Source organism: Thermobifida sp. (genome assembly GCF_017577275.1).
GTDB lineage: Bacteria > Actinomycetota > Actinomycetes > Streptosporangiales > Streptosporangiaceae > Thermobifida > Thermobifida fusca.
Genome location: NZ_PITY01000022.1, coordinates 126,275 through 142,908 on the forward strand (window position 1 = coordinate 126,275; position 16,634 = coordinate 142,908).

Below are 16,634 nucleotides of genomic sequence, written 5' to 3' on the forward strand. Positions count from 1 at the left end.
CCGCCCTCGCGGGACGTGGCTGCGGGGATGCCCTGCAGTCGGTTAGCTGCAGCCGCTGGTCGAGCCGCAGCCTTCGCAGACGTAGCAGCTTCCGGACGGCCGCATCTTGGTGCCGCAGCTCACGCAGAGCGGCGCGTCAGCGCTGAACTCTTTGCGGGACTCCGTGGACTCCACCGTACTCCGCGGCTTCGGCTCCGGTTCCGGAGGCGCGGTCAGCGTCTCGGTGACCGGCGCGGACTGGGCGTAGGTGACCACTTGGGCAGCGACCTGGGCCGGGTCCTCGCCGGCGGCCTGGGCAGCCCGCTCTTCCGCGGTGAAGACGCCGAGTGCGGCGCGCTCCTCGTACGGCAGGTAGTCCAGGGCGAGGCGGCGGAAGATGTAGTCCACGACCGACTGCGCCATCCGGATGTCGGGGTCGTCGGTCATCCCCGCCGGTTCGAAGCGCATGTTGGTGAACTTCTCCACGTAGGTCTGCAGCGGCACCCCGTACTGCAGCGCGATGGAGATCGCGATGGAGAAGGCGTCCATGATCCCGGCGAGCGTAGAGCCCTGCTTGCCGAGTTTGAGGAACACTTCGCCCAACCCGTCGTCGGGGTAGGAGCCGGCGGTGATGTAGCCTTCAGCACCCCCGACCGTAAAGGAGATGGTCTGGCTGGGACGCCGCTTCGGCAGCCGGCGCCGCACCGGGCTCCGGAGCTCGACGGGGCGGGACTCCTCCTTCTTCTCCTCTTCCTTCTTCGTGGTGGACAACGGCTGGCCGACCTTGCAGTTGTCGCGGTAGACCGCGAGCGCCTTGAGGCCCTTCTTCCAGCCTTCGAAGTAGAGGCGTTCGAAGTCCTCGACCGTGGCTTCCTCGGGCAGGTTGACGGTCTTGGAGATCGCGCCGGAGAGGAACGGCTGGACTGCCGCCATCATCTCCACGTGGCCCATGGGTCGGATGTAGCGCTTGCCGGTGGCGCAGTCGAAAACCTCGTAGTGTTCCGGGCGCAGTTCAGGGGCGTCGACGACGTGGCCGTGCTCAGCGACGTAGTCGACGATGGCCTGGATCTGGTCTTCGTTGTAGCCGAGGGTGCGCAGCGCCCGCGGAATGCCCTGGTTGACGATCTTCATGGACCCGCCGCCCACGAGCTTCTTGATCTTGACCAGGGAGAAGTCGGGCTCGATGCCGGTGGTGTCGCAGTCGAGCATGAAGGAGATGGTGCCGGTGGGGGCGAGCAGGCTGGCCTGGGCGTTGCGCCATCCGTGGCGTTCCCCGAGTTCCAGGCACTCCTTCCACGCGCGGGTGGCGGCGTCGTGGATCGGCTTCTCCAACTGTCCGACCGGGCGGAGTGCGTCGTTGGCTGCCGCGTGCTTGCGCATGACGCGCTTGTGGGCCTCCGCGTTCTTGGCGTAGCCCTCGTAGGCGCCGACGACCCCGGCCAGTTCCGCGCTGCGCCGGTAGGCCGCGGCGGTCATCAGCGAGGTGATCGCGGCAGCCACCGAGCGGCCCCCGTCGGAGTCGTAGGCGTGCCCGGTCGCCATGAGCAGGGCGCCCAGGTTGGTGTAGCCGATACCGAGCTGGCGGTACGCGCGGGTGGTCTCGGCGATCTTCTCGGTGGGGAAGTCGGCGAAGCAGATGGAGATGTCCATCGCCGTGATGACCAGCTCGGTGAGCCGTTCGAACTCCTCGACGCGGAACGAGCCATCCTCGTCGAGGAACTTCATCAGGTTGATCGAAGCCAGGTTGCAGGACGAGTTGTCCAGGTGGACGTACTCGGAGCAGGGGTTGCTGGCAGTGATCCGACCGCTTTCCGGCGTGGTGTGCCAGTCGTTGATGGTGTCGTCGTACTGGATGCCCGGGTCCGCGCACTCCCAGGCGGCCTGAGCCATCTTGCGGAACAGGTCCCGGGCCCGGACCTTGCTGATGACTTCCCCGGTGGTGCGGGCGATGAGGTCGAAATCCTCATCGTTCTCCACGGCACGCATGAACTTGTCGGAGACCCGCACGGAGTTGTTGGCGTTCTGGTACTGAACGCTGATGATGTCAGCGCCGCCCAGGTCCACGTCGAAGCCGGCGTCGCGCAGCACCCGGATCTTGCGTTCTTCGCGTGCCTTGCATTCGATGAACTCTTCGATGTCTGGGTGGTCGACGTCGAGGACCACCATTTTGGCGGCCCGCCGGGTGGCGCCCCCGGATTTGATGGTTCCGGCAGAGGCGTCGGCGCCGCGCATGAAGGACACCGGGCCGGACGCGGTTCCACCAGAGGAGAGCAGCTCCTTGCTGGAGCGGATGCGAGAGAGGTTCACCCCCGCGCCGGAGCCGCCCTTGAAGATCAGCCCCTCCTCCTTGTACCAGTCGAGGATCGACTCCATGGTGTCGTCCACCGACAGGATGAAGCAGGCGGAGACCTGCGCCTTCGACGAGGTTCCGACGTTGAACCAGACCGGGGAGTTGAAGCTGAACATCTGGTGGACGAGGGCGTACTTGAGCTCGTGATCGAAGATCTCAGCGTCCTCGTCGGAGGCGAAATAGCCGTGCTCCCGACCGGCTGCGGTGTAGGTGTCGACGACCCGGTCGATGAGCTGTTTGAGGCTCCACTCGCGTTGCGGGGTGCCCAAGGCGCCGCGGAAGTACTTGCTGGCCACGATCTGGGTGGCGTTCATCGACCAGCTCTTGGGGAATTCGACCCCATCCTGCCGGAAGTTGACCGAGCCATCGCGCCAGTTGGTCATGACGACGTCGCGGCGTTCCCACTCCACAGTGTCGTAGGGGTGGACCCCAGGAGTGGTGAAGACGCGTTGGATCTTCACCCCCCTGCGAGGTTTTCTGCCTTTACGCGTGGCAGAGCCGCTCACCGTCTCGGTCATCGTGCTTCGCTCCCCTTGGTGGAAAGGTGTATCCGAGGGTGGTCGCCGTTCGTCTGCCGTAGCCGGCGGCACCCTGAGTGTCCTCTATGGCTTGTTGAACGCTGTGGTGCCCGGTGGTGGGTTCAGCCCTGGGTTGCTGTGCGCTCTGCCCTCAGCTCCGCGATCTCGCGTTCGAAGTCTTCGAGGGATTCGAAGCTGCGGTAGACGCTCGCGAAGCGCAGGTAGGCGACTTCATCGAGGTCGCGCAGCGGTCCGAGGATGGTCAGTCCGATCTCGTGCGAGCTGACTTCCGCAACCCCGCGGCTGCGGATCTCCTCCTCGACCCGCTGTCCGAGGAGCGCGAGCGCGTCCTCGGTGACCGGGCGGCCCTGGCAGGCCCGTCGGACTCCGGCGATGATCTTGCTGCGGGAGAAGGGCTCCGTGGCTCCTGATCGCTTGGTGACCATGAGCAGCACCGTCTCCTGGGTGGTGAACCTTCTCTCACAGGCCGGGCAGGAGCGACGGCGTCGGATCGCTGTACCTTCTTCTGCGGCCCGGCTGTCGATCACCCGGGTGTCCTGGTTGTGGCAGAAGGGACAGCGCACTGTTTGTCATCCTTCCCAGGTCAACACCGGACAACCACAATTTGTGGATGGTTTCATCCACGAAGGCACTAGATCTAGTGGCCGTTAACCTACGGCTAGAGAGTCTTAGACGCAACCTGAGACAAGTCCGTCCGGCGTGTCGCCACGCACGGCTTCGGACTGCGAACGGTGTGTGTGGCTGGAGATGTTCGCAATTGTGCGGTGTGCGGGAGCGAAGCGTCTGTCTCAGGGGGATGGTAGAACGAGTTCCTGTCCTGGGGTGAGCACCGGTTCGGTGAGGCCGTTGATCTCGACGATCTCGTCCACAGTCTTGCGCGGGTCTTCTGCGGGACGGAGTCGTTCAGCGATCTCCCAGAGCGTGTCTCCCTCGTTGACCACGACCGTGCGTGACCGTTCGGGGAGGTGGAGGAGCGTGTCGGTGGAAGCGTCCGCGTTGGAGGCGCTGAGGGCCAGAAACGCTACGGCGAACAGGGCGCAGCCGGCGGCGGCTGCCGTGCCGAGCAGGCAGAACAGGACGATCCGTCCTCTCCTGGTCAGCCGCGGGGGCCCTGCGGGGACGGGGCGTACGGCCCGTTTACGGGCGGGACTGGCCGGACTTCGCCGGACCTCGGGTGGAGGGACGTCATTGATCCACTCCGGTACCTCCTTGGACCAGTCGTAAAGATCGGTTTCCAGACCGCCGCGGGCAGCGTCCGTGTCGCTCGTAGACCGACAGGAAGCGCGGGCAGCGGATGGCGTGGGGGCATGCGGCAACGCGGCCTGGGACATCGTCCTTCCCTTCGAACCTCCGCCCACCAGAACCGGCGTTCGATTACTACCGCATTCTGGGAAATTTTTCAGCATCATCTCGAACGTTTGTTTGATATTGCCTTGTCCAAGGACTAACGTGGAATGTGTTTCGCTCCGGTAGAGCATCGGCGTCGGTCCTATCACGCCGACGCCCTCGACCTTCGGAACGAGCATTGATGTCGTAGCAAGCCGACAGTCCCCAACGGAGGACACTAACCGCCGAGGAGGCCGGACGTGCCGGAGGAGAACCGCGGAGGGCACCAGCCTTACACGGAGGAGAGTTCCGTCTCCGCACTCCACCCGGTCCGCACGGATGACTCCGTGGGGTCCTCTGCCGAGCAGACAGGTGACGCTCCGACACTCACGGAACGTCAGCGGAGTGTCCTCAACGTCATCCACCGCTACGTGCGTGAGCGGGGATATCCGCCGTCCATCCGGGAGATCGGGGAGGCGGTGGGGCTGTCTAGCCCCTCAAGTGTCGCGCACCAGTTGAAGGTGTTGCAACGCAAGGGGTACCTTCACCGCGATCAGAACCGCCCCCGAGCGGTGGAAATTCGTATTCCACATAAAACTTCCGGACGCACGCGAAGGGAACTCGGCGGGCTCTCCGGCTCCGAGGAAATCGTGGACATTCCCCTGCTCGGCCGGATCGCGGCGGGCGGCCCGATTCTGGCGGAGGAGCATGTCGAGGATGTGCTCTCCCTGCCGCGGCAGCTTGTCGGAGAGGGCACGCTCTTCATGCTCACCGTCGTGGGCGATTCCATGATCGATGCCGCTATCGCCGACGGTGACCTGGTCGTTGTCCGTCAGCAGCCTGACGCTAACAACGGGGATATCGTGGCCGCGCTTCTAGGCGACGAGGCCACGGTCAAGGTCTTCAAGCGTGACAGAGAACACGTCTGGCTGCTGCCGCGAAACAGCGCCTACGAGCCCATCAACGGCGATTCTGCGACCATTCTGGGCAAAGTCGTCACCGTTCTTCGCAAGGTATAACGACTTCGCTTCAGTTTGATACGACCCCGTAATTAATCTCTGAATTGTCCTTTTTGGGCCATTTGTCGGTAATTGTTACCGCTGTTTTCTCGTAGGATTTTCCGCCCCGTTGTCTCCACTGGCCTGGCCGCCCCAGGCGCGCCGCAAGGGGCACGCACTGGGGACGGCCAGGACTGGTCACTCTCGTCTGGAACGGTCCGTTACTGGTAGTCGCCGCGGCGGATCTCTTCGAGGGTGGCGCGGGCCAAGGTCTCCGCTTCCTGGATCGCCTCCTCCTCGGGAAGCGACACCCCGAAGTTCACCTTGTCGTAGCAGGACGCGAACGACAGGTTCGCCACGTACGTGGCAACACAGCCGACCTGGTTCTCACTGTCGTACCAGGACACGGCTCCTTCACCGAGGCCGGAGACCTCCGTCGTGGTGTAGTCCTGGGAATACCACTCCAGGTCGTCGCTGGTGTGGTAGCGCTCCCCAGGGTCGTTGAGCATGATCGTGAGGAAGGCGTAGCTGCCGTTGCCCAGGCTGTTGACGTTGTCCCAGGAGCAGTGCTGCCCTTCCCACCATTCCTGGCCGCCGGTGTCGACGTCTTCAACCTCCCCGCGGTAGTCGGGGACGAGCCGTTCCAGCTCGCTGTGCTCCCCCACCGAGCAGTCGGGCAGCATCGTGAAGTCCCCTTCCACCTCGGACGAGGTCGTCCCCTGGGAGTCCGAGGTCTCCCCGGTGGCGGACGTCTCCTGGTCTGAGGTGCTGTCGCTGCTGCTCAGAGCGGCGAATACGAGGATCCCGGCGATACCGAGGACCGCTGCCGCGCCCACGACGATCCCGGCGATCAAGCAGCCGTTTCTCCCTGTCTTCTGCGGAGCAGGCGGATATCCTCCCGCTCCGTACGGCGGGGGAGAGAACTGCGCCCCGTGGGGCGGCTGCCCGGGGGGAGGAGGCGGGGGGCCGTAGGGCTGGGATCCGTACGGGGGTTGCGGCCCGTGCGGCGACGAGGGAGAAGAAGGTTGGGTCATGGGATGATCCTTATCCAACAACAGTGGAAGGTCGTTCGTGTGCGGGGTTTCACGGCATCCCTGGCGGAGGCCGCCCCGGCAGGGCTCTCGACTGCTGGAAGCGGATTCACTCCTGCTCCAGGGTCGCGACGATCTCCTGGGCCACGCTCACGGCACCGTCCATTGCCTCTTCCGCAGAGACCTCCCGGGTGGCGGAGAAGTCCGTGCTGGCCTCGTAGCAAGCGGAGATCATGAGATTGGACTTCCGCACCGCCACGCACCCGTGCAGGGTTGTGGCGTCGTACCACCGCACGGCCTCGTCTCCGAGTCCCGTCACGGCGGTCGTCGCGTTGTCCTCCGATTCCCGTTTCAGATCGGCCCGGGCGGAGGCCTCTCCCCCGTGGCCGAAACGGTTTCCGCTGCGGATGAAGGCCACACTCACGCTCGACGGCATCCCGGGAGAATCCTCCGTGGTCGTCCACCGGCATTGGGTGCCGTCCCACCACGTAGCGCCCTGGGTGTCTACGGGAGCGTCGAGGTCGGTCACGTACCCCTTGACCAGTTGGTCAAGGACTCCGCTCTCTTCGACGAGGGCGCACGGTGGGGCCTCCGCATAGTCCCCGCCGGGACCGCGCAGCCAGACGAGGAGGCCGACTCCTCCGCACCCCAGCAGCACGAGGACGAGTACTGCGCTGACCAGCACAGCCACCGCGCAGCCGCGTCCGCTGCCGCGCGGCTCCTCATGGAGGGTGGCGGACCCGCCGGGGGGAGGCGGCTGGACCATGGACTTCCCTTCACCTGTCCGGAGATCGACGCTCTTCCTCTGCCACCGAGCCAACGTTACTCGCTGGTTCGGACGGGAGGTCTGGCAGAGGAGCCCGATCCCTGAGCATCACTTCACCGGGTAAGAAGCCGCTTACCGCGATAAAGTTCGCGGTAATCTCCCCAAGCCGGGCGGAGCGGACGGTCCGGCTTCCCGGCTCCGTTACAGGGCCGCCGCCACCTCTGCGGCGATCGCCGCTACTTTCTCCCCGGCGTCGGCCCCGCCGTACCAGACCCGGATCGTCAGGTTGCGGTCCCTGGTCGCGGCCTCGGCTCCCTCACCGACCCCGGCGGGCCGCACCAGCGTGTCCCCGCGCGACAGCTCCCCCTCCGCCAAAGCGTCCAGTTCTGCTGCTGCGCGCTCCTCCCCGCTCGATTGGCTGTCGCTGAAGTGGGCGCGGAAGGAGACGATGAGCATCCGCGGGTCCTCACCGGAAGCGTCCAGTGAGGACCACACGCACGACCGGCCGGCGGAGAGCGGGAGCGGCCCAACGGTCTCCGCTTCGAGCACTGCTGCGGGGACCGCGCCTTCCACGGTCGCACTCGGCACTGACGTGCAGGCGGGCGGCTGCGGGTACGCGTCCGTGGGAGCGGCCTCCACTGCGGGACCGTGCTTCGCCCACAGCAGGCCGCCGGTGATGGCCGCGGCGCTCACCACGGCAGCGCCGCCCACCACCGCGGCCCCGCGCACCACTGTGCGCCGCCTCGCCTCGTCCATCGTCGTGTTCTCCTCTTCCGCGCCCGCCCACGGTCCGGCTGCGGGCGGCGGCCCGGTTGCGGCACCTCAGCAGTGGTCGGCGTTTAGGCGACCACGATGTTGACCAGTTTGGGCTCACGGACCACGATCCTGCGGATCTCACGTCCGGCGATGTGATTCTGGACCTTCTCCGAGGCGAGGGCCAGCCGCTCCAGCTCTTCCGCGGAAATGTCCGGGGAGACCTGCAGCTTGTCGCGGACCTTGCTGGCCACCTGGACCACGCACGTCACGCTCTCCTGGACCAGGAGCGCAGGGTCGGGCTCCCGCCAGGTGCCCACCGACACCGATCCGGTGTGGCCGAGCATCTCCCAGCCTTCCTCGGCGACGTAGGGAGCGAACAGACCCAAGGTGATCGCAATCACCTCAGCGGCTTCACGCACCGCGGGGTCGGCGGCGCCAGGGCCCGAGTCGATCGCCCGGCGAGCAGCGGTGACGAGTTCCATGATCCGCGCGATGGCGACGTTGAACCGCTGGGCTTCCACGGCCTCGGTAACCTTCGCCAGGGTCTGGTGGGTCATCCGCCGCAGCGCCAGGTCGCCGGTGGCCGGGTCCACCCCCGGTGCAGAGGCGGCTGCGGCCTCCGCCATCACCCGGTAGGCACGGTTGAGGAACTTCACCGATGCCCCCGGGGACACGTCTGCCCAGTCGATGTCTTCCTCCGGCGGCCCGGCAAACACCATGGTCAGCCGGACGGCGTCAACCCCGTAGCGGTCGATCTCCTGCCCCAGGTCCACACCGTTGCCCAGCGACTTGGACATGGCCTTGCCCTGGTTGATGACCTGGCCCTGGTTGAGCAGCCGGACGAAGGGCTCGGTGAACGGCACCATGCCCATGTCGTAGAGGACCTTGGTGAAGAACCTGCTGTAGAGCAGGTGCAGGATCGCGTGCTCGACACCGCCGACGTACTGGTCGATCGGTCCCCACTTGGCGACTTTCTCCTGGTCGAACGGCGCGGTGTCCAGGTTGGGCGAGCAGTAGCGCAAGAAGTACCAGGAGGAGTCGACGAAGGTGTCCATCGTGTCCGTGTCCCGTTTGGCGGGCCCGCCGCAGCGGGGGCAGGACACGTTGACCCAGTCGGTGGCGGCGGCCAGCGGGGAGACCCCCTTGGGGGCTAGGGCAGCCCCGCGCAGGTCGGGCAGGCGCACCGGCAGTTCTTCGTCGGGGACCGGAACTTCGCCGCACTCCGGGCAGTGGATGATCGGAATGGGAGTGCCCCAGAACCGCTGGCGGGACACCAGCCAGTCGCGCAGCCGGTAGTTGACGGCGGCCTTGCCGGTGCCGCGTTCGGTGAGGATCTCGATGATGCGGGGGATCGCTTCGCTCTTGCTGAGGCCGTTCAGCGGACCGGAGTTGATGAGCGTGCCCTCCCCGGGGGTGGCGATCCCCGTCTCAGCGGGGTCGGGCTCGCCCGTGTCCACGACAACACGGACCGGCAGGTTGAACTTGCGGGCGAAGTCCAGGTCGCGCTGGTCGTGTGCGGGCACCGCCATGATCGCGCCGTGGCCGTAGTCGGCCAGTACGTAGTCGGCCGCCCAGACCGGGATGCGCTCCCCGTTGACCGGGTTGATCGCGTAGCGGCCCAGGAAGACGCCGGTCTTCTCCCGCTCGGTCGACTGGCGTTCGATGTCACTCAGCTTGCTGACCTGGGTGCGGTAGGCCTCGAACGCTTCCCGCTGTTCAGGCGCGCACAGTTCGTCGGCCAGCGGCGAGTCGGGGGCGACCACGAAGAACGTCGCCCCGTACAGGGTGTCGGGTCGCGTAGTGAAGACGGTGACCGGTTCCTCGCGGCCTTCGATAGTGAACTGGACGTCAGCGCCTTCCGAACGGCCGATCCAGTTGCGCTGCATGGTCAGCACGCGCTCGGGCCACTTGCCCTCGAGCTGCTCCATGTCGTCCAGCAGCCGCTGGGCGTAGTCCGTGATCTTGAAGTACCACTGGTTGAGCGCCCGCCGCTCGACCTCGGTGCCGCAGCGCTCGCACTTGCCCTGGATGACCTGCTCATTGGCGAGCACGGTCTGATCCTTGGGGCACCAGTTGACCAGGCCGTCCTTGCGGTAGGCCAGACCGCGTTCGAAGAACCGGAGGAAGAACCACTGGTTCCAGCGGTAGTACTCGGGGTCGCTGGTGTGCAGACGACGGGACCAGTCCAAAGAGATGGCGTAGCGCCGGAACGACTCGGCCTGGGTCTCAATGTTGGTGTAGGTCCACTCGGCCGGGTGGAAGTTGTGTTTGATGGCGGCGTTCTCCGCGGGCAGGCCGAAAGAGTCCCAGCCGATCGGGTGCAGCACGTTCTCCCCGCGCGCGAAGTGGTAGCGCGCGATGACGTCGCCGATCGCGAACGCCTCAGCGTGCCCCATGTGGAGGTCACCTGAGGGGTAGGGGAACATGTCGAGCACATAGCGTCGCGGACGGGGGTCGGCCGGGTCTTCGCTAGCCGTGAAGGGGTTCTCCTTTGCCCACCGGGCCTGCCACTTCTCCTGGAGTGCCCGGACGTCGTAGGAGCCACTCGTCGTCTGATCGCCGCTAACCGCTGTCATGGTTGGATGGTTCCTCTACCGGTGTTGCCCTAGGGGGCGGGTTCCGATCTGGCGCACTGCTGTTGCCGGACCAGCGTCTTCCGACTCACCGAGTGACCTGAGGATGCCGGTCCGAATCACCTGTGTTTCAAGGTTAGCGCGCAACGGCACGGCCGAAGCGCAGCCGTGATTCCCCTGCGGCATCCCGCGGTCTTCCCGGGCTGAGCCAGCGTGGGACAGCTCTCTGCCGCTGCAGCCGCAAAGGGCGGGAAAACCGGCTACCGTTGGCGGTAAAGCATCCTGGCTCTATGGCCGTGTCGGCTGGGCGGAGCCCGTACCCGCCGCGCCACGTTGGTCTTGGGAATCGATGGGGAGGACAGCAGTTCACCGGTCGGCCCCCGCTGGTGGAACACGGTCGCGGCACAGAACCGCGCCCACCCTTGCTGCAGGGAAACGGCGGCGTGCCGGTTTCGTCTTCCCCTCGCGGCAGGGCAGCGACCGGCGGCCCCAGACCCGGTGGTCTGCCGCAGCCCTGCCTGTGCCGGGCAGCACCGCCCGGATACGGGAGCAGCGGCCTTCCCTGGCACCGCGGGACACTCCGGTGCGCTGCACCCGCCCTTTCGGTCTCCCTCCCCCGTAGCGTCTCGGCTCCCGCCCAGGGCGGTGTGCCACGGCTGTCCTTCACCTCCGGTACCCCACCGTTCCGGGAGGGCCGGGGCGCCGCCACCCCAGCAGAGTGGATCCACCGTCCGCTTTCCCGCTGTTCCACGCCCCGCGTATCCGCGGGGAATCCGCCAGAGGAGAACTGACATGCCGCTGTTCGATCCGCGTACCGTCGTCCGGGCGTCCCTGTCCGCTGTGGCAGCCGCCCTGGTGGGCCTGAGTCTGGCCGCCTGCTCGGCCTCTTCGGACACCTCCCCCGCTGAGACGGTGGCGGAGCAGGATCCAGCTCCCGTGCTGGGCGAGTACGACGACCGCATCCAACTGGTGGAGGGGACCCCGTACACCCTCACCGCTGAGGATGGCGACTCTTTCGTCTTGGAAATCACCGAATACGACGAGGCGGAGCCGCAGGTGACGGTCAAGGTCACTCCGGAGGGCGGAACGGGTGAGGAGACCACGGTGACGCTGGGGGACCTGATCGAGGTGGACGGAGTCCCGTGGCGGGTGTCCGAGTTGGGGTTCGGTGACTCGCTGCCTGTCTCGGTGACGCTCACCAAGGCTGAGTAATCCCCGCAGTGGGGGGAAGGCTCCCTGGTCCCGCACCTCACCCATAAGTTACTGTTCAGTAGAACAGTGACATGCGGCACTTCCCGGAGGAGCCAGGATGCTCAATCTCTCCGTTCTGCTGGAAGACGGCGCACGCAACCGGCCGGAGCGCGATGCGATCGTCTTTGGCGACATGCGGCTGAACTACGCCCTGGTCAACATGATCGCCAACCAGGTAGCCAACCTCCTGGTATCCCGCGGTATCCGCCCCGGGGACAAGGTTGCGCTCGCCTGTCCGAACGTCCCGTACTTTCCCTTCGTCTACTTCGGTGCGCTCAAGGCGGGAGCGGTCGTCGTCCCCCTGAACGTCCTGCTTACGCCGCGCGAAATCGAATACCACCTCCGCGACTCCGGCGCTAAAGCGCTCTTCGCGTTCACCGGCACCCCGGAACTCCCCCTCGGGGAGCGCGCCTGGCAAGCATTCCAGGAAGTCGCCGAATGCGAGCTCTACATCGACCTGCCGGCCGCCGCGGGGGCGACCACGTCCGCAATCCCGGGCGCAGAAACCTTCTGGGCCGCGCTCAACGGGCAGCCCGGCGAGTTCGAGTCGGTGCGCACCGAAGGCGACGACGTCGCAGTGATCATCTACACCAGCGGCACCACCGGCCAGCCCAAAGGCGCCCAGCTCACCCACACCAACCTGCTCTTCAACGCGGTCGCCTCCAGCGCCCTCTTCGACCAGGCTCCCGACAGCCACGACGTGTTCCTCACCGTGCTGCCGCTCTTCCACATCTTCGGGCAGACCACGATGATGAACGCGGCTCTCTACCGGCACGGGACCATGGTGCTGATGCCCCGCTTCGACGGGGATGAGGCCCTCTCCCTCATGGAAAAGGAGAAGGTCACCATCTTCGCCGGGGTGCCCACCATGTACTGGGGTCTCCTCAACGCCCAAGGGGACCACGACATCAAGCAGATCTCCCAGACCCTGCACACCGCGGTCTCCGGGGGCGCCTCCCTTCCCGCCGAAGTCGCCCGGAAAGTCAAGGAGAAGTTCGGCATCGAAATCCTGGAAGGCTACGGCCTCTCCGAAACCTCTCCCGTGGTGTCCTTCAACAACCCCAAGCGCAAAGCCAAGCCGGGGTCGATCGGGCTGCCCATCTGGGGCGTGGAGATGAAGCTCGTCGACGAGAACTTCAACACCATTGAAGGCGAAGGGCCGGGAGAGATCGCCGTGCGCGGCCACTGCGTGATGAAGGGCTACCACAACCGTCCCGAGGCCAACGCACAGGTGATGCGGGACGGCTGGTTCCGCACCGGGGACATCGCCCGCCGCGACGAGGAAGGCTTCTACTTCATCATCGACCGCTCCAAAGACATGATCATCCGCGGCGGATACAACGTGTACCCGCGGGAGATCGAAGAGGTGCTGATGACGCACCCCCAGGTGAGCCTGGCCGCCGTGGTGGGTGTCCCGCACGACACGCACGGCGAGGAGATCAAAGCGTTCGTGATCCCCGCCGAGGGGGCCACCCTCACCGAAGACGAACTGATCGCCTGGGCCAAGGAGCGTCTGGCGGCCTACAAGTACCCGCGGATCGTGGAGTTCCGCACGGAACTGCCCATGACGGCGACCGGCAAGATCCTCAAGCGGGAACTTCGCTGACCAGCTGCGGGCGGTGCGGCGCTGCCGTGGAGCAGCCGCACTCGTTTCCCAGCGCCGCCTAGTGCTGCCGGGGCCGCGGGGAACCGCTGCGGACCGCACCCTGTGCCGGATTCCGCGGTGTCTTCCGGCCCCGGCCGGTCCGCGGCTCCGGTTGCGGGCTACCGCGACGCGCGGCTAGGCGCACGGCCCGCCTCCCGCGCGGGGTGCTTATCGTGCTGTCACCCTGCGCAGCGTGGGCAGCAGCTCCTCACGGCCGTAGACCGCTGTGCCGATAGCAGCGGAGAACGCGGCCAGCATGTGGACGAAGACCAGCGGATCGCCGTGCGCCCGGACCCAGGCGGCCTCGTGCTCCCCGATCGCGTACGCCTCCCAGGCGGAGACGACCGCGAATTCCACCTCGGGTTCCAGCAGGTCGGCGACGGTGCGGGCGACCGCTTCCCGGGAGTCCGCGGCGCGCCACGGCACCCCGGTCTCCTGGACCCGGCGGGCAAGGAAGGCCGCGCACACTTTCAGGGTGGAGACGATCCGCTCCCCCGCCTCCGCGCTGATCCCCGCGGAACGTTCACCGATCATTCTGCGGTCGGCGCGCACATACGCGTCGATGAGGTCGAGGGCGACGGTGGTGTGGTGCCGGTCGTCATCGGTCGCAGCCATGGGCTCATCATGCCCGGTTCCGCGACTGATATCCCCCGGCTGTGCACCGCGGTTAAGGCAGCGGCGGTTCGAAGTCGGGGCGCAGCGGCATCCGCGCCTCGGTCCCGTCGAGCTTCACCCCGAGGATCTGGTGCAGTTGCACCACGTTGCGTTCGAAGCCGAGCACGCACCCGGCCATGTAGAGCCGCCACACTCGGGCCGTGCCCTCCCCCACTTCCCGCACCGCGGCATCCCAGTTGCGGTCCAGGTTGGCCAGCCAGTCCCGCAGGGTCCGTGCGTAGTGCTCCCGCAGGTTCTCCTGGTGGCGGATTTCGAACCCGGCGTCGTTCATCGCCGCCTGCAGCCAGCCGGGCCCTTCCAGCTCCCCATCGGGGAAGACGTAGCGGTTGATCACCCCGCCGCGTTTGAAGGGCGGCAGGTCGTTGCGGGGCCGGGTGATGCAGTGGTTGAGCAGGCGGCCTCCCGGGACGAGCTTGCGGTACAGCGACGCGAAGTAGGCGGGCACGTTCTTTTTGCCGACGTGCTCGGTCAACCCGATCGAGCTGATCGCGTCGTACTCGCCGTCGGGCAGGTCCCGGTAGTCCATGTGCCGGACTTCTGCCAGGTCGCCCAGGCCCTCGTGGGCGATCCGCTTCTGCGCCCACTCAGCCTGCTCTTTGGACAGGGTCACCCCCAGGGCTTTGACCCCGTGCTCCCGGGCCGCGTGGATGACCATGCCGCCCCAGCCGCACCCCACATCCAGCAGTCGCATCCCAGGGGCAAGACCGAGCTTGCGGGCGATCAGCTCGTGCTTGAAGAACTGTGCCTGCTCCAGCGTGGCCTGCTCGGTCGGGTAGACCGCGCAGGTGTAGGTCATCGACTCGCCCAAGACCAGGGCGTAGAAGGCGTTGGAGACGTCGTAGTGGTGCTGGATGGCTTCGGCGTCGCGCTGCTTGGAGTGGCGCCAGCCCAGGGCGGCGAGGCGGGACTGGCGCACCTCCTGCGGCGGCGGTGGAAGCCGGTTGACGAACTTCACCCACCCGATCCCGCGGATGATCCGCAGCAGTTCCCCGGGGGACAGCCGCGGCCGGTCCTGGAACACCACGTCGGCCATTGCCCGCAGCGCGGTGTACATGTCCCCTTCGACGTCGAGGTATCCCGCCACGTAGGCGCGGGTCAAACCGAGTGCTCCCGGCGCTTGGACGATGTAGTTGACGGCTGCCGGGTGGCGAACCACGATAGCGACTTCACTGCGTGGATCTCCCGCAGTGCTGCCGTCGTAGGCCCGGAAGTGGACGGGCGCATCGGGTCCGACGACACGTTCGAATACCTCCGCCAGTCGCATCCCTCATCCTTTCTCACCCGCCGCCGACGCACTTGGTGTACAGGTCGAGCAGTCGACCGTCGGGGTCGTAGGCAGCTTTGAGCTTGCGGTAGATCTCCCCGTTGTAGAGCTCCCAGAACTCGTCCTCGTCGTAGAAGGCGTCCGAGTAGAGCGACTTGTGCCCGCCCAACCGGGTCACTTCTTTTTCGATCAGCCGGTTGTGGTATGTCCTGCCTCCACCGGGACGGATCGGAACGAGGCCCCAAAACCCGAAGTTGACGTAGAGGCGGCGGGGTTTGAGGGGGTAGAGCGGCCAGACCGGTTCCGTATCGTCGGCTGTGTCTTCTCGCAGCCGCAGCGGGCACAGCCACACCGGGGACATGCCGATCTCGGTGTGGAAGAAGTCGAGGAACTCGGCAGCCCGCCCCACCTCAACCTCGATGTCCTGGATCACCGGTTCCTTGGGCGGGCGCCCGCGGTAGTAGTCGAGCAGGCGGCTCGCGTCAGTGCGCCGGTCCCAGGCGACGAGCTTGCGGTAGACGTCGGAGCGTTTCAAGGAACGCGGCCACAGGCGGCGCACCACGGGATGCTGCAGTCCGAAGGCGCGGGAGCACCAGAACCAGTCGGTGTCCCACCGCCACAGGTAGTCGTGCGTGGTGAGGTAGTCGCCGGGGCCGGGGCCCGCGTAGCGGGGGATCGACCGGTAGTAGATGTCGGTTCCGGTGTAGTCGCTGGTCCACGGAGCCCGGTCGGTGAACGTCCCCAAGGTCAGGTACAGCTCGTTGCGGGCGAACACGACGCCGTCGACGAAGTCGACGGTCTCCCCGTCGTGGGTGCGGTCCGCGCAGATCTGCTCCAGCGCGGCCATGGCCGCTGCGGCATCGGTGAACCGCAGGTGCCGCAGGTGGACGTACGGGCGGACCGGTTCGAGCTGGATGCGGAGCCGCAGCGCGTAACCGAGGGTGCCGTACGAGTTGGGGAAACCGTAGAACAGGTCGCGGTGCTCGTTGTCGCGCCGGGCCACCACCACCTGGCCGCTGCCGGTGAGGATCTCCATCTCTTCCACTGACTCGTGCGGGAGCCCGTTGCGGAAGGACGAGGATTCGATCCCCAGCCCGGTGACCGCACCGCCCAGGGTGATCGTGCGCAGTTGCGGAACCACCGGCGGCATCAGGCCATGCCGCAGGGTGGCGGCGACCAGGTCCTCGTAGGTGGTCATGCCGCCCACCTCCGCGACCCGCGCCTCCGTGTCGATGCTGATCACCGAGGTGAAAGCGCTGACGTCGAGACGCGCGGCATCGTCCCGGCTGCGGAAGCGGAAGAGGTTGGAGGTGGTCTTCGCCAGGCGCACCGGCTTGTCGGCGGACAGCCGCGCATAGGCGCGGCGCAGCTCGTACACCGCGTTGATGTGGTTGGCGAGGTTGGACGCGGAAGACTGACAGTTCACTGCTCACCCACTTCTCCCCCGCCGTTCCCGCGCGGCATTCCGGGCTGTCGGAGCC

The 16,634-nt window shown here is 66.6% G+C and carries 13 protein-coding genes; 3 read left to right on the forward strand and 10 right to left on the reverse strand.

Annotated features, from left to right (window positions below):
* Positions 1–42: 42 nt before the first annotated feature.
* From CW348_RS10540 to CW348_RS10550, 3 genes are all read right to left on the reverse strand, one after another.
* A complete protein-coding gene (locus CW348_RS10540; protein ID WP_011292572.1) occupies positions 43–2,847 on the reverse strand; it encodes a vitamin B12-dependent ribonucleotide reductase in 2,805 nt (934 codons plus the stop codon).
* Positions 2,848–2,969: 122 nt separating this feature from the next.
* Positions 2,970–3,431 (reverse strand): transcriptional regulator NrdR, encoded by a 462-nt coding sequence (gene nrdR / locus CW348_RS10545; protein WP_011292573.1) that lies wholly within the window; start codon positions 3,429–3,431, stop codon positions 2,970–2,972.
* A 225-nt stretch (positions 3,432–3,656) separates the two neighbouring features.
* Positions 3,657–4,199, reverse strand: coding sequence for a LysM peptidoglycan-binding domain-containing protein (locus CW348_RS10550; RefSeq protein ID WP_011292574.1), 543 nt, complete (start codon positions 4,197–4,199; stop codon positions 3,657–3,659).
* A gap of 255 nt (positions 4,200–4,454) precedes the next feature.
* Between CW348_RS10550 and lexA the strand changes: the two genes are divergently transcribed.
* Positions 4,455–5,213 carry a transcriptional repressor LexA gene (lexA, locus tag CW348_RS10555; protein ID WP_061783777.1) on the forward strand — a complete coding sequence of 253 codons (759 nt, stop codon included), beginning with the start codon at positions 4,455–4,457 and terminating at the stop codon, positions 5,211–5,213.
* A 200-nt stretch (positions 5,214–5,413) separates the two neighbouring features.
* On the opposite strand, the gene CW348_RS10560 is transcribed toward lexA, so the two are convergent.
* The 4 genes from CW348_RS10560 to leuS form a co-directional block, all read right to left on the reverse strand.
* Positions 5,414–6,046 carry a hypothetical protein gene (locus CW348_RS10560; RefSeq protein WP_234351613.1) on the reverse strand — a complete coding sequence of 211 codons (633 nt, stop codon included), beginning with the start codon at positions 6,044–6,046 and terminating at the stop codon, positions 5,414–5,416.
* Between the two features lie 286 nt (positions 6,047–6,332).
* Positions 6,333–6,989, reverse strand: coding sequence for a hypothetical protein (locus CW348_RS10565; RefSeq protein ID WP_011292577.1), 657 nt, complete (start codon positions 6,987–6,989; stop codon positions 6,333–6,335).
* A gap of 201 nt (positions 6,990–7,190) precedes the next feature.
* On the reverse strand, positions 7,191–7,745 hold the full coding sequence (locus CW348_RS10570) for a hypothetical protein (RefSeq protein WP_011292578.1): 555 nt from the start codon (positions 7,743–7,745) through the stop codon (positions 7,191–7,193).
* An 83-nt stretch (positions 7,746–7,828) separates the two neighbouring features.
* On the reverse strand, positions 7,829–10,321 hold the full coding sequence (leuS, locus tag CW348_RS10575) for a leucine--tRNA ligase (protein WP_011292579.1): 2,493 nt from the start codon (positions 10,319–10,321) through the stop codon (positions 7,829–7,831).
* A 789-nt stretch (positions 10,322–11,110) separates the two neighbouring features.
* Between leuS and CW348_RS10580 the strand changes: the two genes are divergently transcribed.
* Positions 11,111–11,530 carry a DUF6406 domain-containing protein gene (locus CW348_RS10580; protein WP_011292580.1) on the forward strand — a complete coding sequence of 140 codons (420 nt, stop codon included), beginning with the start codon at positions 11,111–11,113 and terminating at the stop codon, positions 11,528–11,530.
* A gap of 97 nt (positions 11,531–11,627) precedes the next feature.
* Complete coding sequence (locus CW348_RS10585; protein ID WP_011292581.1) at positions 11,628–13,175, forward strand: long-chain fatty acid--CoA ligase; 1,548 nt, start codon at positions 11,628–11,630, stop codon at positions 13,173–13,175.
* Between the two features lie 207 nt (positions 13,176–13,382).
* Here CW348_RS10585 and CW348_RS10590 read toward each other — a convergent pair whose 3' ends face one another.
* Genes CW348_RS10590 through CW348_RS10600 form a run of 3 tightly spaced genes read right to left on the reverse strand, consistent with a single transcriptional unit; the run spans position 13,383 to position 16,579 of the window.
* The gene (locus CW348_RS10590) at positions 13,383–13,829 is read right to left on the reverse strand and encodes a hypothetical protein (RefSeq protein WP_011292582.1); all 447 of its coding nucleotides are present in this window, start codon (positions 13,827–13,829) and stop codon (positions 13,383–13,385) included.
* A 52-nt stretch (positions 13,830–13,881) separates the two neighbouring features.
* Positions 13,882–15,153, reverse strand: coding sequence for a cyclopropane-fatty-acyl-phospholipid synthase family protein (locus CW348_RS10595; protein ID WP_016188995.1), 1,272 nt, complete (start codon positions 15,151–15,153; stop codon positions 13,882–13,884).
* Positions 15,154–15,166: 13 nt separating this feature from the next.
* Positions 15,167–16,579, reverse strand: coding sequence for an FAD-binding protein (locus CW348_RS10600; RefSeq protein WP_011292584.1), 1,413 nt, complete (start codon positions 16,577–16,579; stop codon positions 15,167–15,169).
* Positions 16,580–16,634 lie beyond the last annotated feature (55 nt).

What these genes read in the sequence shown, in the direction of transcription:
- CW348_RS10540 (WP_011292572.1), bottom strand. Translation starts at nt 2,847, where the DNA reads ATGACCGAGACGGTGAGCGGCTCTGCCACGCGTAAAGGCAGAAAACCT.
- CW348_RS10595 (WP_016188995.1), bottom strand. Translation starts at nt 15,153, where the DNA reads ATGCGACTGGCGGAGGTATTCGAACGTGTCGTCGGACCCGATGCGCCC.
- CW348_RS10590 (WP_011292582.1), bottom strand. Translation starts at nt 13,829, where the DNA reads ATGGCTGCGACCGATGACGACCGGCACCACACCACCGTCGCCCTCGAC.
- CW348_RS10565 (WP_011292577.1), bottom strand. Translation starts at nt 6,989, where the DNA reads ATGGTCCAGCCGCCTCCCCCCGGCGGGTCCGCCACCCTCCATGAGGAG.
- leuS (WP_011292579.1), bottom strand. Translation starts at nt 10,321, where the DNA reads ATGACAGCGGTTAGCGGCGATCAGACGACGAGTGGCTCCTACGACGTC.
- CW348_RS10585 (WP_011292581.1), top strand. Translation starts at nt 11,628, where the DNA reads ATGCTCAATCTCTCCGTTCTGCTGGAAGACGGCGCACGCAACCGGCCG.
- CW348_RS10580 (WP_011292580.1), top strand. Translation starts at nt 11,111, where the DNA reads ATGCCGCTGTTCGATCCGCGTACCGTCGTCCGGGCGTCCCTGTCCGCT.
- CW348_RS10550 (WP_011292574.1), bottom strand. Translation starts at nt 4,199, where the DNA reads ATGTCCCAGGCCGCGTTGCCGCATGCCCCCACGCCATCCGCTGCCCGC.
- CW348_RS10570 (WP_011292578.1), bottom strand. Translation starts at nt 7,745, where the DNA reads ATGGACGAGGCGAGGCGGCGCACAGTGGTGCGCGGGGCCGCGGTGGTG.